Origin of the sequence: Streptomyces sp. BE303, assembly GCF_036290945.1 — a bacterium.
Classification (GTDB): domain Bacteria; phylum Actinomycetota; class Actinomycetes; order Streptomycetales; family Streptomycetaceae; genus Kitasatospora.
Window position 1 is genome coordinate 126,325 of record NZ_JAQYWZ010000826.1, and the last position, 15,722, is coordinate 142,046.

The window sequence follows — 15,722 nt, forward strand, 5'->3', positions numbered from 1 at the left end:
GGAGAGAGAGCATGCCGACCGTCGTGTCCCGCCCTTCGACCACTGCCCGCACCCACCGCCCTTCGGCCCCCGGCGCGGTCGGACCTGTCTCGACCGGTGACGAGGTGACCTGCCCGGCCGACCTCGCCCGGGTCGCCGAGCAACTGGGAATCGCCGCCACCCTGCCCTCGGCCACGTGCCCGGCCGACGCGCGCGAGCTGTCCAGGGCGCTGGTGAAGTTCGCGGCGAGCCGGTTCACCCACCGCAAGGAGCCGATCGAGGACATCGTCCAGGTCGGCACGATCGGCCTCATCAAGGCCATCGACCGCTTCGACCCGTCCTTCGAGGTCGAGTTCTCCACGTTCGCGCTGCCCACCATCAGCGGGGAGATCAAGCGGTTCTTCCGTGACACCGGCTGGATGGTGCACGTGCCGCGCCGCCTCCAGGAGCTTCGCCTGGTGCTGGCCAAGACCAGCGACGCCATGGAGCAGGTGCTGGACCGCGTCCCCACCCCCGGCGAGCTGGCCGCGCACCTGGACCTCACCGAGGACGAGGTGCGCGAGGGCCTGATCGCCTCCCAGGCGCAGAGCGCCGGCTCCCTCGACGCCCCCGCGCCCGGCAACGGCGGGGCGGACGGGGGCGACGCGCTGGGCGACCGGATCGCGCAGGAGGAGAGCGCCTACGAGACCGTGCTCTGCCTGGAGACCCTCAAGCCGCTCATCGCCGCCCTGCCCGAGCGCGACCGCACCATCCTGTCGCTGCGGTTCGGGGCCGAGCTGACCCAGCTGGAGATAGGCCGGCGGCTGGGCATCTCGCAGATGCACGTGTCCCGGCTGCTCACCCGCATCCTGTCCGGTCTGCGCGCCGAGCTGCTGGCCGAGGCCTGACGGCGCCGGGGCGGCCCACCGTCCCCCCGGGCGTGAAACCGCGATCCGCGGGCAGGCGCCCACCATGAGTGGCGAACAGATGGAGAGGGAACGGAAGTACGACGGCGGACGGCCGCTCCGGCGGTTCGAGGACCTGCCGGGCGTCGCCCGGGTCGTGCCCGGCGAACCGCACGACCTGGACGCCGTCTACTACGACACCCCGGACCTGCGGCTGCTGCGCCGGCGCATCACCCTGCGCCGGCGCACCGGCGGCAAGGACGCCGGCTGGCACCTCAAGCTGCCCCGTGACGGGGACACCCGCGAGGAGATCGCGGAACCGCTCGACGCCGGTGCACCCGGCCAGGTGCCGTCGGCACTGACGCCGAGGCTGGCGGTGTTCGTGCGGGGCGGCGCGCTCGCACCCGTCGCGCACCTGCACACCCGCCGGCGCCGCGAGCTCCTGCTCGACACGGCGGGGACCACGCTCGCCGAGATCGCCGAGGACCGCGTCACCGGCCAGGTCTTCGACCGGCCGCGGACGCCGCGCGGGGCCGGCTCCGCGCCCGGTGCCGGCCGGGCCGTCGGCACCCCCACCCAGCTGACCGCCTGGACCGAGACCGAGGTCGAGCTGGCGGAGGGCGGCACCGCACTCCTCGACGACGTCGAGGCCGCGTTCACGGCGGCGGGCGGGAGCCGCTCCCGCTACCCGTCCAAGCTCGCCCGGGCACTGGACGAAACCCGGCAGCAGGCCCCGGACCGGGTGCCACTGCGCCCCGGAACGCCCGGCGCGGTGGTGGGCGCCGCCCTCCGCGAGCAGGTCGGGACACTGATCGCGCTGGACCCGCGGGTGCGCCTGGAAGAACCGGACGCGGTGCACCGCATGCGGGTCGCGGCCCGGCGGCTCCGCAGCCTCCTCAAGGCCCACCGCCGGCTGTTCGACCGCGGGCGCGTCGAGGAACTGGCCGCCGAGCTGCGGTGGCTCGGACGGTCGCTGGGCCTGGCGCGGGATCAGGAGGTGCTCGGCGAGCAGCTGGTCGCCGCAGTGGACGAGCTGCCCCCGGAGGTGCCGCGCGGCGACCTGCGCGCCCGGCTCGCGGCGCGGTACGCCGACCGGTACCAGGAGGCCTGGGAGCACGCGGTGACCGATCTCACCACCCCGCGCTACTTCGCCCTCCTCGACGCGCTGGAGGCCTTCGCCGACGATCCGCCCCTCACCGGGAAGGGCCGCGGCGGCGACGCCGCCGGGCAGCTGTCCCGCGCACTGCGCCGGGAACAGCGCCGGACGGTGGAGCGGCTCGACGCCGCGCTCGCGACCGCCCCCGGGCCCGAGCGCGACGGCGCGTTGCACCATGCGCGCAAGGCGGCCAAGCGGGCCCGCTACACGGCGGACAGCGTCCGCCCGGTCTCCGCCGGGCGCGCCGAGAGGTTCTCCCGGCGGATGAAGGCCCTGCAGCGGAACCTCGGGGACCACCAGGACACCGTGATCGCCCGCGGGGCCCTCCTGGACGCGGGGACCGGGCCCTCGGACGGTGACGCTCACGCGTTCGCCTACGGGGTGCTGTACGGACTCCGGCGGGACGCCGCCCGGGCGGCCGAGGAGCGCCTGCCCGACCTGTACCGCCGGGCCCGCGGGCGCAAGCTCACCGACCTCGGCTAGCCGGCGGCGGGCAGCTCGTCGATCACGGTTCTCCGGCGCGTGACCGCCCCCGGACGGCCCCGGTCGGACGTGGGCCCGGTCACTTTCCGTCGGTGCTACGGAAGTCGCCCTCGGCCGAACGGGTGCGGTACGGTCCGGAACGGTACGGACAGGTGCCTGACACGGCTTCGGCGCGGCCCTTTGGTCGGACGTGCGGCCGGATCGGGTGTTGACTGCGACGGGCCGTGCGGCCTGTCGCCCTACAGAGGAAGGCGACGTCCTCGATGGCTGGCACGACGAAGCCCCAGGCTCAGCACGCGGCCGACGGCGGCACGGCGCAGGTCGGTGAACCGGATCTGCGGCGCCTCCTGGCCGGGCTGACGGCCGTGCGCGACGGAGACTTCGGCACCCGCCTTCCCGACGACGCCGACGGCCTGTTGGGCGAGATCGCCACCGTGTTCAACGGCATGGTCGACCAGCTCTCCCTCTTCACCTCCGAGGTGACCCGGGTCGCCCGCGAGGTCGGCACCGAGGGCCGGCTCGGCGGCCAGGCCGAGGTGCCCGCCGTGTCGGGGACGTGGAAGGACCTGACCGACTCGGTCAACGCGATGGCCGGCAACCTCACCAGCCAGGTCCGCGACATCGCCCAGATCGCCACCGCCGTCGCCAAGGGCGACCTCTCGCAGAAGATCACCGTCACCGCGCGCGGCGAGATCCTCGAACTCAAGAACACCGTCAACACGATGGTCGACCAGCTGTCCTCCTTCGCCGACGAGGTGACCCGGGTCGCCCGCGAGGTCGGCACCGAGGGCATCCTGGGCGGCCAGGCCGACGTCAAGGGCGTGTCGGGCACCTGGCGCGACCTGACCGACTCGGTCAACTTCATGGCGGGCAACCTCACCGCCCAGGTCCGTTCCATCGCCCAGGTGGCCACCGCCGTCGCGGAGGGCGACCTCTCGCAGAAGATCACCGTCACCGCGCGCGGCGAGATCCTCGAACTCAAGACCACCATCAACACGATGGTCGACCAGCTGAGCGCCTTCGCCGCCGAGGTCACCCGGGTCGCCCGCGAGGTCGGCACCGAGGGCAACCTCGGCGGCCAGGCCACCGTCCGGGGTGCCTCCGGCACCTGGAAGGACCTCACCGACAACGTCAACGTGATGGCCTCCAACCTGACCGGACAGGTCCGCTCCATCGCCCAGGTGGCCACCGCCGTCGCCAAGGGCGACCTCTCGCAGAAGATCAACGTGGAGGCCAAGGGCGAGGTCGCGGCGCTCGCCGGCGTCATCAACACGATGGTCGACACGCTCTCGGCCTTCGCGGACGAGGTGACCCGGGTGGCCCGCGAGGTCGGCACCGAGGGGACGCTCGGCGGGCAGGCACGGGTCCCGAACGTGGCCGGCACGTGGAAGGACCTCACCGACAACGTCAACTTCATGGCGCACAACCTCACCAGCCAGGTCCGCAACATCGCCCAGGTGACCACCGCCGTCGCCCAGGGCGACCTCACCCGCAAGATCGACGTCGACGCACGCGGCGAGATCCTGGAGCTCAAGACCACCATCAACACGATGGTCGACCAGCTGAGCGCCTTCGCCGCCGAGGTCACCCGGGTCGCCCGCGAGGTCGGCTCCGAGGGCCGGCTCGGCGGCCAGGCCGAGGTGGAGGGCGTCTCCGGCACCTGGAAGCGGCTCACCGAGAACGTCAACGAGCTGGCCGGCAACCTCACCCGGCAGGTCCGCGCCATCGCCGAGGTGACCGGCGCCGTCGCCGAGGGCGACCTCACCCGCTCGATCACCGTGGACGCCTCCGGCGAGGTCGCCGACCTCAAGGACAACATCAACTTCATGGTGGAGTCGCTCCGCGAGACCACCCGGGCCAACGACGAACAGGACTGGCTCAAGTCCAACCTGGCCCGGATCTCGGCCCTGATGCAGGGCCGCCGCGACCTCGCCGTCGTCGCCGAACTGATCATGGACGAGCTGACGCCCCTGGTGTCCGCCCAGTACGGCGCCTTCTACCTCGCGGAGGACAGCGGGGACACGACCGTCCTCAACCTGATCGGCTCCTACGCCTTCCCCGCCGGCTCGACCCCCACCCGCTTCAGGCTCGGCGAGTCCTTCGTCGGCCAGGCCGCGCGCAGCCGGCGCACGATCGCCGTCGACTCCCTGCCCGCGGGCTACGTGACCATCTCCTCCGGCCTGGGCCGGGCCGAGCCCGCCTCCCTGATCGTGCTGCCCATCGTGGTCGAGGGCCAGGTCCTGGGCGTCATCGAGCTCGCCGCCGTCCGCGACTTCACCTCGGTGCACCGCGCCTTCCTCGACCAGCTGATGGAGACCATCGGCGCCAACGTCAACACGATCGTCGCCAACTCCCGCACCGACGAACTGCTCGGGGAGTCCCAGCGGCTGACCGCCGAACTCCAGGTCCGGTCGGAGGAGCTCCAGGCCCGTCAGGAGGAACTGCAGTCCTCCAACGCGGAACTGGAGGAGAAGGCCGCGCTCCTCGCCGCACAGAACCGGGACATCGAGACCAAGAACCTGGAGATCGAACAGGCCCGGCAGGAGCTGGAGGACCGCGCGCACCAGCTGTCGCTGGCCTCCAGCTACAAGTCGGAGTTCCTGGCCAACATGAGCCACGAGCTGCGCACCCCGCTCAACAGCCTGCTCATCCTCGCCCAGTTGCTCGCCCAGAACCCGACCAGGAACCTGACGGCCAAGCAGGTCGAGTACGCGGGCATCATCCACTCCGCGGGCTCCGACCTGCTCCAGCTGATCAACGACATCCTCGACCTCTCCAAGGTCGAGGCGGGGAAGATGGACATCACCCCCGAGCGGATCCCGCTGCGCAAGCTGCTCGACTACGTCGAGGCCACCTTCCGGCCGCTGACGAGCCAGAAGAGCCTGCGGTTCACGGTCGAGACCGCGCCGACGATGCCGGCGGAGCTGCTCACCGACGACTACCGGCTCCGCCAGGTGCTGCGCAACCTGCTCTCCAACGCGGTCAAGTTCACCGAGAAGGGCGGCGTGGAACTGCGGATCGAGGTCGCGGACCACGCGCACGTACCGGAGGTCGCCCGCCGCGACGACGGCCCGGTGATCGCCTTCCACGTCGTGGACACCGGGATCGGCATCGAACCCCAGCACCTGGAGAGCGTCTTCGGGGCCTTCCAGCAGGCGGACGGCACCACCAGCCGCAAGTACGGCGGCACCGGGCTGGGTCTGTCGATCAGCCGCGAGATCGCCTTCCTCCTCGGAGGTGCGATCACCGCGGACAGCGTGCCCGGCCGGGGCAGCACCTTCACGCTCTACCTGCCCGCCTCCCGGACCGACTTCGTCGAACTGAACGCCCAGAACTCGCGGACGGCGCTGGAGAGCGGTACCGGCGAGGCCGCCGGCGCAGCGGACCGGGTCGAGACCCCGGCACCCGCCGCGCCGCCGGAGACGGTTCAGCCCAAGCGGCTGCTCGTCATCGAGGAGCGTCCGCGCGGCCTGCTGTCACTGGTCGCGGAGAGCGCCGTCGCCGACCTCACCGGCCCCTCCGGCCTCGGCGACCCGCGCACGACCGTGGAGGTCACCACCACGGTGAGCGCCCACGAGGCGGCGGCGACACTGGCCTCGACCCCGTGCCACTGCGTGGTCCTGGAACTCGACCTGCCCGGTGGCGCGGCCCTGGACTTCCTGGAGGAGATGGCGCGGGACGCCGCCCTGCACGGCGTGCCGGTCCTCGCGCACAACAACCGGCGGCTGGGCGCCGAGCAGGAGCGTCTCCTGCAACAGCGGGCCACCCTGCAGCCGCTCGAACTCCTCTCCAGCCTGGACGAGTTGCGCGAGCGCATCGCCCTGCACCTGAGCGCGGACCAGCCCGGTGACGTGCTGCCGCTGGTACGGAGCGGGGATCCCGCCGTCGCGCTCGCCCAGGACGTCGACGGCTCCCTCGCGGGGCGGACGGTGCTGGTCGTCGACGACGACGACCGCAACCTCTACGCGCTGACCGGGATCCTGGAGCTGCACGGCATGCGGGTGCTGCAGGCCGAGAACGGACGCGCGGCGATCGAGGCCCTCACCGCGCACCGCGGCATCGACCTGATCCTGATGGACGTGATGATGCCGGAGATGGACGGCTACGCCGCAACGGCCGCGATCCGGGCGATGCCCGAGCACGCGGACCTGCCGATCATCGCCGTCACCGCCAAGGCCATGGTCGGAGACCGGGAGAAGAGCCTCGCCTCCGGCGCCACCGACTACGTGACCAAGCCGGTCGACGCGCTCGACCTGATCGCCCGCGTCGAGCGGTGGCTGCGGCCGTAGCCGCCCGCCGTGCCGGTGGGACGCACCGCGACGCCGAACGACCACGCCAGCGGAGGAGACACCATGCACGACCCCCGACAGCCCCGGGACGCCGAAGAGCAGCCGCTCCCGCAGGCCGGGCGCGGTCCGGCCGCGGTGTCCGGGGCGGCAGCGGCGCCCGGGCAGGCAGCGGCGTCGGGCCAGGTCGCGCGGGCGGTCGCCGTGCCGCCCTCCGTCGTGTCGCCGCGTGAACCGGCGGACGGGCCCGCCGGCAGGACGTCCCTGCCGGCGGCCGGCAGCACGGTGGGCCGGCTGACGTCGACCGTCGACCGGCTGCGCCGCGAACTCACCCGGGCCCACGCCCAGGCGGACGGCCGGGCGCTGGTCGAACTCGCCAAGGGGATCCTGGTGGAGCGCCTGGGCGTCTCCCCCGCCGAGGCCGGCCGCCAGCTCGACACGCTGGCCGACCGTTCCACGCTGTCCGTCCTGGACCTGGCGGCCGACCTCGTCAACCAGGCCTCGCACGACCGGATCGCCGACGTCGCCCGCGAGTTCATGGCCTCCGCGGGCGAGCCGTCCCTCGGCGTCCGGCTGCGCAGCGCCGAGACGGGGATGCTGGGCGCCTCCGACGTCCAGGCCGTGGCGCAGTCGGTGCTGGAGCACGCGCTCCGGCCGCTCGGCGCGCAGGCGGTGGCGATCTGGGCGGCCAACTCCGACCAGTCCCTGACGCTGGCGGGCAGCGCCGGATTCGCCGACGAGGAGGCGGCGCGCTGGCGCCACGTCCCGCCGGGCGTCCCCGTTCCCGCGCGCCGCGCACTGACCGAACGGGCCTCCGCGGCCTACGAGTCGCTCGCCGCGGCGGGGCTCCCCTCCATCGGACAGCGGGAGTTCGGCGGCGGCCGGCTGGCCGTGCCCGCCGGGGCGGGCGGCCGGATCACCGGCGTCCTGGAGGTCTGCTGGAGCGGCGACCTGCCGGCGCCGTCGCAGTCGCTGCAACGGCAGTTCGAGGCCCTGGCCGAACTCTGTGCCACCGCCCTGGAGTCGCACCCGGCCACCGGGAACGGCGACGGCGTCGACCCGCAGACGGCCGACCTGCTGGAACTCGTCCAGGGCCTGCACGACCCCTGCCTGGTCGTGCACCCGGACCTCGACGCGGCGGGCCGGACGACCGACTACCTCATCAAGCACCTCAATCCGAGCTTCGAGGACTTCGCCGGCCGCCCGCGCAGCGCCATCCTCGGCGCCCGGCTGCTGGAGGCCTACCCGCTGGCCGCCGAACCGGGCGGCCTCTTCGAGAAGATCGAGTACGTCCTGGCGACCGGCGAGTCGTTCCGCTCGCCGGGGATGAACCTCTCCGCCCTGGTCGACGGCGTCCCGCTCACCACCCGGGCCAGCGTGAGCATCACCCGCTGCGGGGCCGGCGCGGTCGTCATCTGGCGGACCGAGGACGGCGCCGCCCGCGTCGCCAGCCTGCTGCAGCACGCCCAACGCCTCGGCCGCATCGGCGGGTTCGAGGAGAACCTGCACACCGGCGAGATCGCCTGGAACGAGACCCTGTTCGACCTCCACGGCCTGCCGCCGCACGCCGACCCCATCCCGCTGGACCACCTGGCGGCCCACGCGCACCCCGACGACGAGCACACCATCGGCCGGTTCCTGCGCACCCTGCTGCACCACCGGCGCCCCGCCTCCACCGCCTTCCGCCTCCAGCGGGCCGACGGCATCGCCCGGCACATCCGGGTCGTCGCCGAGCCCGTCCTCGACGCCGACTCCCGCATCACCACCGTGCGCGGCGCCTACCAGGACGTCTCCGCCCAGCACTGGACCGAGGTCGCGCTCGCCGCCACCCGCGACCAGCTCGCCCACACCGAGCAGCAGGCCGCCGAACGCAACCGGCTCGCCCTGCAGTTGCAGCACGCCATCATGCCGCCGAGCCGCGGCCCCCTGGAGCTGCACGACCTGCGGGTGGGCGTGCGCTACCGGCCCGCCGAGAAGGACCACCTGGTCGGCGGCGACTGGTACGACGCCCTGGACCTGCCGACCGGCCAGGTCCTCCTGTGCGTGGGCGACGTCGCCGGGCACGGCATCGAGGCCGCCACCGGCATGGTCGCCCTGCGCAACGCCCTGCGCGGCCTGGCCGCCACCGGCGCCGGACCGGGCCAGCTGCTGGGCTGGCTCAACACGGTGACCCACCACCTGACCGACAACGTCACCGCGACGACCGTCTGCGCCCTGTACGACCCCCGGACCAGGACCCTCCGCTGGGCCCGGGCGGGCCATCTGCCCCCCATCCTGCTGCGCGACGGCCGGGCCACCGAGCTCCCCACCGTCTCGGGGATCCTGCTGGGCGCCATCGACCAGGCCGACTACGAGGAGGGCGAGATCCGGCTCCGCGCCGGGGACACCCTGATGATGTACACCGACGGCCTGATCGAACGCCGGGACCGTTCCCTGGAGGAGTCGCTCGACGACCTGCTGTCCATCGCCGGGAAGTCGGGCGGGCAGCCGGAGCTCGAACGCCGGCTCGACCACCTCCTGAGGTACAGCAGTTCCGACACCGACGACGACACCTGTCTGATCGGGGTCACGGTCTGCTGAGCCGGTCCCGTCCGGTGCGGCCCTGAGCGGCGCCGCCTCGAACGGTGCCGACCTGTTCGTCACGGCCGGCAGGTGTGAGGTCCGCGGTCCGGGGCAGCCGAGGGTCGAGAACGCGTCGGCCGGGAACAGCTCGGCGGGCACCGGGAGAAAGGGAACCGACATGAGCAGCATCGACATCTGGGAGTTCCGCTCGACCTCCGGCCACGTCGCCGGCACCGACCTGGTGGGCTTCCACGTGGAGGCGACGGACGGAGCGATCGGCAAGGTCGACCGGCACTCCCCGGAGGCCGGCTCCGAATACCTCGTCGTCGACACCGGTCCGTGGATCTTCGGCAAGCACGTCCTGCTGCCGGTCGGCACCATCGTCCGGGTCGACCAGGAGGACGAGAAGATCTACGTGGACCGGACGAAGGCCGAGATCAAGGACGGCCCGGAGTTCGACCGGGAGAAGCACGAGGACGCCGACCTCGGGTACCGCGAGGCGTACGGCAGCTACTACGGCCCGTTCTACAGTCGCCCCATCATCTGACCTCCGGTACGCGGACGGGCGGTGGCCACCGATCAGGGTGGCCACCGCCCGTCCGCGTACCGCCGCTCCGCCGTACCGCCGGTCCGGCGGGTCAGCCCGGCGCCGCCGGCACGGCCACCGGCGACGAGCCGCCGGGCACCAGCAGGTGCGGCGCCCCGCCGCCGTCCGCCGGGACGGCCCAGACGTCGGTGCCCTTCCCGTCCCGGCCCGGCAGCGCGTAGCCGAGCGTCTCCCCGTCGAGCCAGGCCGCCTGGTCGTCCACGCTGCGCGACTCGGCCAGCGGGTGCTCGCGCATCCCGTCGAGTTCCAGGACATGGAGCCGCCAGAGCGCGGCCGGGTCGGCCGAGACCTTCTTCTTGAAGGCGATCCGGGTGCCGTCCGGCGACAGCGACGGGCACTCGACGTTCTCCCGCAGCGTCCGGGCCGTCCACGCCCGGAGGTCGCCCTCGACCAGGTGGGTCCGTCCGCCGGTCGAGACGGTGGCGTAGAAGCGGTTGTCGTCGGCGGCGAAGGTGACGCCCCAGTAGTTGACGTCGGCGGCGTGGTGGCGGGTACCGCCGACGGTCAGCGGGACGGACTCGATCGACTTGACCAGGTAGCCGGTGCGCAGGTCCAGGATCGACGTCCGGGTGGAGAAGGTGCCCGCCGCGTACGAGTCCCCCACGGCGAAGGTGGTCCAGGAGAGCAGCTGCCCGGAGGCCGACACCCGGGCCCGGTTCGGGATGCCGGGCACCGTCACCGTCTGGAGCTCGGTGAACCGCCGGTCGTACACCACCGCCTGGGTCCGCGCCGGGACACCGGGCAGCGCCCGCAGGCACAGTGCCCGGTCCCCCGCGGCGTAGAACCGGGCGCAGGACGGCCCGTCCGGCGCCCCCTGGCTGCGGGCGACCCGGCCGGTGGCGGTGTCCCGGTAGTAGAGTCCGGGTTCGTTCAGGCTGAACGAGCTCTCGGCCGCGACGAGTTGGGGCCCGCCGCCACGCTGCCTGGCATGCAGGACGTACCCGAGCGAGCCGCCCAGCAGCACCAGGACGGCGAGGACCAGCACCGTCGAACGCGCTTTCACGCGACCTCCCTTCCCGGCAGGATCCGCCAGGCGGCGGCGAGTGCGGCGGCCAGCGCGAGTGCGCTCACCGCCAGGGCCGGACGCGGACCCCACCACGTCCAGGCCGCGCCGAACCCGGCCGCGCCGACCAGCCGGGCCAGCGCCTGGCCGGTCTGCAGGACGGCGAGCCCTCCGGCCCGTCCCTCCGGCGGCAGCACCGGCCCGGCGAGCGCCATCAGGACGCCGTCCGTGGCCGCGTAGAAGACGCCCAGGAGCACCAGGGTGAGCACCGCGGCCGGCCACCCCGGCGCCAGCATCAGGGTGAGGTAGGCCGCGAGCAGGGCGCCGTGCCCGCAGAGGAACGGGACGCGCCGGCCGGTCCGGTCGGCGATCCGGCCCGCCGGTACGGCCAGCAGCAGGTAGCACGCCGCCGCGCCGAGCGGCAGCAGCGGGAAGAGCACGGGCGGCAGGTCCAGGCCCCGCTGGAGCAGCAGGTAGACGAAGGAGTCGCCGATGGTCGCGGCCCCCAGCAGCGCGGCGGCCGTGACCACCCGCCGGAACACCGGATCGCGCAGTGCCCCGCCCCTCCTCCGGGCGGGCTTCGTCCGGGCGGGCTTCGTCCGGGCAGGCTTCGGGACGACCGCAGGCACCGCAGGCACCGCCGCCCCGGCCGGGACGAACAGCACCAGCACCAGCACGCCGAGCAGTCCGACGGCGAAGCTGACCACGAACACCGCGTCGTACGCGTCCGCCGTCGCCCACAGCACCACGAACGCGACGAGCGGTCCGAGCATCGCCCCGGTGGTGTCCATCGCCCGGTGCACGCCGAACGCCCGGCCGAGGGCCTCCGGCGGTGCGCTGAGCGAGATCAGCGCGTCCCGCGGGGCCGTCCGGACTCCCTTGCCGAGCCGGTCGGCGGTCAGCGCGGCGGCGATCCCGCCCGCCGCACCACCGGCCAGCAGCAGCCCGAGCCGGGAGAGTGCGGAGAGCAGGTAGCCGACCCCGGCGACGGTCCGGTGCCGGCCGCCGCCCCGGTCCGCGAGCCTGCCGCCGAGCAACCGGACCAGCGCCGTGGCCCCGTTGAACAACCCGTCGAGGAAACCGAACTGGAGTGGTGAGAGGCCGAGCCCCAGCACCAGGTAGAGCGGCAGCACGGCGGTGACCATCTCCGAGGAGACGTCCGTGACCAGGCTGACCGCTCCGAGCGCGATGACCGTGCCGGGGACGCGCCGCCCCACCCCCGCGGGGCGGGGCGGCGCGTCCGGACGGCGGCCGGTGGTGGCCAGGTACATCATCAGTGGCAGCTGTACTTCGGGCTGCTGTCCTTGACCTGGCCGTCGGTTCCGACGTAGCTCCAGCCGTACCCGGAGTCGGTGAAGTCCAGCTTCAGCACGCCGTAGTCACCGCTGATCCGCTTCTGGCTGTTCGGCTGGACCTGCTCGATCGGGTACGGTTCGGCACCGCCCATCCCGCCGACGATCTCGACGATCCCGTCCGCGGTGGCCTTCCCGTCCGGGTCCTGCGGGGCGAACCGCTCGTAGTGGTGGTCGTGCCCGTTCAGCACCAGGTCGGCCCTGGCGCCGTAGAGGATCTTCCACACGGGCCGGGAGACCGGGTCGTTGCCGTGCCCGCCCGAGGAGTACAGCGGGTGGTGGAAGTAGGCGGCGACGCACTTCTTCGCGTTGGCCGCCAGGTCCGCCTTCAGCCAGTCGATCTGGGCACTCTGGTCGAAGGCGTTGGAGTCCAGCGCGACGAAGTGCCAGTTGCCCTCGTCGAAGCTGTACCAGCTCTTCCCCTGCGGGTAGGCGATGCTGCCGAAGTAGGACTTGTACCCGGCGAGCGAACCGGCCGGGTCGTAGGTCTCGTGGTTGCCCGGCACCGGGCGGGTCTTCGCCTTGAAGGCCCCCCAGGTCTTGTCGTAGTAGTTCCGGAAGTCCGACAGCCGGGCGTCGTCGTACTGGTTGTCACCCATCGTCAGGTAGAACTTCGGGTTGATCTGCTGGGCGAGCGCGGCCGTCTTCGGGTGCGCGCAGCCGCTGTCCGAGGCGGTGCACTGCGCGGCGATGTCACCCGCCGCGACCACGGTGAACGCCCCGCCCGGCGGCGGCCCGCCGTCCAGCACCCCGTAGACCTCCATCTCGAACAGCGAGTACCCGTAGGACGTCCCGCGCGCCGTTCCGTGGACCCGGACGTAGCGGCCCTTGGCCGCCAGCCCCGTCCACTCGTCCGTCCCGCCGTTGCCGGCCTTCTCCTCGGCCACCGTCGTCCAGGTCACCCCGTCCGACGACACCTCCAGCCGGTACGCCTTCGCGTACGCGGCCTCCCAACTCAGCTTCACGCGGCCGACGCCGGCGTTCCCGCCGAGGTCCACCTGCAGCCACTGCGGGTCCTTCCCCTCCACGCTCGCCCACCGCGTGGTGGCACTCCCGTCGAACGCCTTCCCCGCCGCGTACGACGACCCCTCCGTGGACGAGGCCGTCGCGGGCTTCCCCTGCGAGATCAGCGGATCGGCCGCCGCTCCCGCCCGCCCGGACCAGCCGAGCAACAGGCCGCCGAGCAACGTGAGCACGGCGGCGAACACTCCGACACGAACAGGCCTTGCCGAGACACCCAGACGCATCCCTGGACTCCCTGACCTTGAGAAACGGTGAGAGCTGGACACCGGCGCGCACCACACACGACGCCACCGGCCAAGCGGCAACCGCACCACCGCGGCGGCCGGGACAGAGCTCTCACTGAGCGCGTCACGCCCCGTCCGGCAGGGGCGCCGCGCCAAGCCGCCAGCCGACAGCGTAGTAGAAAGTAAAGTTTCCTACCAATAGTCGAGCAGCACCGAACTTCCGTACGATTCAGCAGCGTTGGCACCCCGCCGGCTCGCCCGACCCCTCCTGCCCCTCCGGTCCCACGGGTCCGTCGGTGACCGCCACCCCCACCCGGCCGGCCACCCCGCCGGTCGGCGGGTGACGGCGGGCCGGTCGGCGGGCTATTCCGGCCGGACCTCGCCCGCCTGGAGCCCCTTCTCGCCCTCGACCGCCACGAACGTCACCTGCTGGCCCTCGAACAGGGACTTGAAGCCCTCCGCCTGGATCGCCCGGAAGTGAACGAACAGGTCCGGTCCGGACTCCGGAGTGATGAAGCCGTAGCCCTTCTCGTCGTTGAACCACTTCACCGTGCCGTTCTGCCGCTCTGCCACAGCCACTCCACTCCACTCAGAAGATCCACCGAACCCGACACGGCGATCATGGCAGAGCCCGGGTTCACCGCGAGGCTGCGACGCAGGGCCGGCAACCCCTTCGGCGGGCGGCTGCCCGGGCCGGTGGCGCGCCGACGGCCGGCCACCCCGGGGGCCGGCCGGCGTCCGGACGCCGCCGTCAGTCGCGCAGGTGCCACCGGACCGGCAGCTGCTTGAGACCGTTCTGGAAGTTCGACACCAGACGGGCCGGCGCCGCACCGGGGACCAGCGCCAGGCCGGGCAGTTCGGTGAGGACCCGACGGAGCAGCGCCGTCATCTGCAGGCGCGCCAGCTGCGCGCCGACGCAGAAGTGCGGGCCGTGACCGAAGCTGACGTGGTCGTTCGGGGTGCGGGTGACGTCGAAGCGGTCCGGGTCCGGGAAGACCGCCTCGTCGCGGTTGGCGGACGCGTGGTAGACCACCACCTTGTCGCCGCGGCGGATCCGCCGGCCGCCCATCCCGACGTCCCGGGTGGCGGTGCGCCGGAAGTCCACCACGGGCGGCCAGTAGCGCAGCATCTCCTCGACCGCCGAGGCGGTCAACTCCGGTCGGCTCACCAGCAGTCGGTACTGCTCGGGGTGGCTGAGCAGCGCGTGCACACCGCCCGGCAGCCCGTTGCGCACCGTCTCGTTGCCGGCCACCGCGAACAGGAAGAACATGGTCTCGAACTCCGCGACGCCGAGCCCGCCCTCCCGCATCCGGGCCAACAGGCTTCCCGGACGCGGCCGTTCGGCGAGGGCGTGGGCGTAGGCGAACATGTCGGCGAGGGCGGCACGCGAACGCGGGTCGACCGGGCGCCCGTCCGGGGCGGTCCGGCCGACGGGGCGGTGGGCGAGCGCCGCCCGGCCGAGGTCGGTGAGCGTCTCCGGGTCGACCGTACGGGAGTCGGCGTAGTCGGCGTCCTGGTAGCCGATCACCCGGTTCGCCCAGTCCTGCAACAGCTGCCGGTCCTGCTCCGGGACACCCATGACCCGGGCCAGCGTCCGCACCGGCAGGTCGGCCGCGAGCCGGACGAAGTCCGTCCCGCCCCGGGCGCGCACCTGCCGGACGGCGTCCGCGGCGTGCCGCTCGATGTCGGCGGCCAGCTCGCGGAGGGTACGCGGGGTGAACGCTCCCGCGACGATGCGGCGCAGCCGGGAGTGGTCGGGCGGGTCCTGGTTGAGCATCATCGTCCGGGCGAAGTCGAGGTCCGCCGCCGTACCCGGATCCCGGATCTGCGTCGCGCCCAGGTGCGAGGAGAACACGTCCGGGCTGCGGAGCACGTGCTTCACGTCCGCGTGCCGCAGCACCGCCCAGTACCCGGGGCCCGACGGCCACGCTCCCACCGCCGGCTCCTCGACCCACCACACGGACCCCTGCGCGCGCAGCTCCCGGAAGAGCTCGTACGGCACGCCGTCGGCGTAGGTCCCGGGGAGGAAGATCCGGTTCACGTGTGCCTGGTCGGGGGTCACACCGACCGACCGTACGGCAGCCCCGGCCCGCCCGCCAGGACGCCGTGCGCGCCCGGTCCGGCGGGCCCCCGGTCCGCCGGGCGGAGGCGTCCGGGGCTCCC

Annotated in this window: 10 protein-coding genes; 5 read left to right on the plus strand and 5 right to left on the minus strand. The window is 73.3% G+C overall.

The features are described from left to right. Positions 1-11: 11 nt before the first annotated feature. From PUR56_RS29295 to PUR56_RS29315, 5 genes are all read left to right on the plus strand, one after another. On the plus strand, positions 12-866 hold the full coding sequence (locus PUR56_RS29295; RefSeq protein ID WP_329951154.1) for a SigB/SigF/SigG family RNA polymerase sigma factor: 855 nt from the start codon (positions 12-14) through the stop codon (positions 864-866). 64 nt (positions 867-930) lie between these two features. Further along, complete coding sequence (locus PUR56_RS29300; protein ID WP_329951155.1) at positions 931-2,502, plus strand: CYTH and CHAD domain-containing protein; 1,572 nt, start codon at positions 931-933, stop codon at positions 2,500-2,502. Positions 2,503-2,765: 263 nt separating this feature from the next. Then, complete coding sequence (locus PUR56_RS29305; protein WP_329951156.1) at positions 2,766-6,791, plus strand: HAMP domain-containing protein; 4,026 nt, start codon at positions 2,766-2,768, stop codon at positions 6,789-6,791. A gap of 63 nt (positions 6,792-6,854) precedes the next feature. Next, positions 6,855-9,368 carry a SpoIIE family protein phosphatase gene (locus tag PUR56_RS29310; RefSeq protein ID WP_329951157.1) on the plus strand — a complete coding sequence of 838 codons (2,514 nt, stop codon included), beginning with the start codon at positions 6,855-6,857 and terminating at the stop codon, positions 9,366-9,368. 160 nt (positions 9,369-9,528) lie between these two features. Beyond that, complete coding sequence (locus PUR56_RS29315) at positions 9,529-9,897, plus strand: PRC-barrel domain-containing protein (protein ID WP_329951158.1); 369 nt, start codon at positions 9,529-9,531, stop codon at positions 9,895-9,897. A gap of 91 nt (positions 9,898-9,988) precedes the next feature. Here the strand turns inward: PUR56_RS29315 and PUR56_RS29320 are convergent, their stop codons facing one another. The 5 genes from PUR56_RS29320 to PUR56_RS29340 all read right to left on the minus strand — a co-directional run bounded on the left by PUR56_RS29320 (position 9,989) and on the right by PUR56_RS29340 (position 15,621). Further along, entirely contained in the window at positions 9,989-10,960 is a 972-nt protein-coding gene (locus tag PUR56_RS29320; protein WP_329951159.1) for a TolB family protein, read from the minus strand. After that, a complete protein-coding gene (locus PUR56_RS29325; protein WP_329951176.1) occupies positions 10,957-12,231 on the minus strand; it encodes an MFS transporter in 1,275 nt (424 codons plus the stop codon). The genes PUR56_RS29320 and PUR56_RS29325 overlap by 4 nt, the downstream gene beginning before the upstream one ends. Before the next feature lie 2 nt (positions 12,232-12,233). After that, positions 12,234-13,508, minus strand: coding sequence for a discoidin domain-containing protein (locus tag PUR56_RS29330; RefSeq protein ID WP_329951160.1), 1,275 nt, complete (start codon positions 13,506-13,508; stop codon positions 12,234-12,236). A gap of 414 nt (positions 13,509-13,922) precedes the next feature. Beyond that, positions 13,923-14,132, minus strand: coding sequence for a cold-shock protein (locus PUR56_RS29335; protein ID WP_329951161.1), 210 nt, complete (start codon positions 14,130-14,132; stop codon positions 13,923-13,925). 178 nt (positions 14,133-14,310) lie between these two features. Next, positions 14,311-15,621: a cytochrome P450 gene (locus PUR56_RS29340; protein ID WP_329951162.1), complete on the minus strand. Its 1,311-nt coding sequence runs from the start codon at positions 15,619-15,621 to the stop codon at positions 14,311-14,313. Positions 15,622-15,722: the final 101 nt, after the last annotated feature.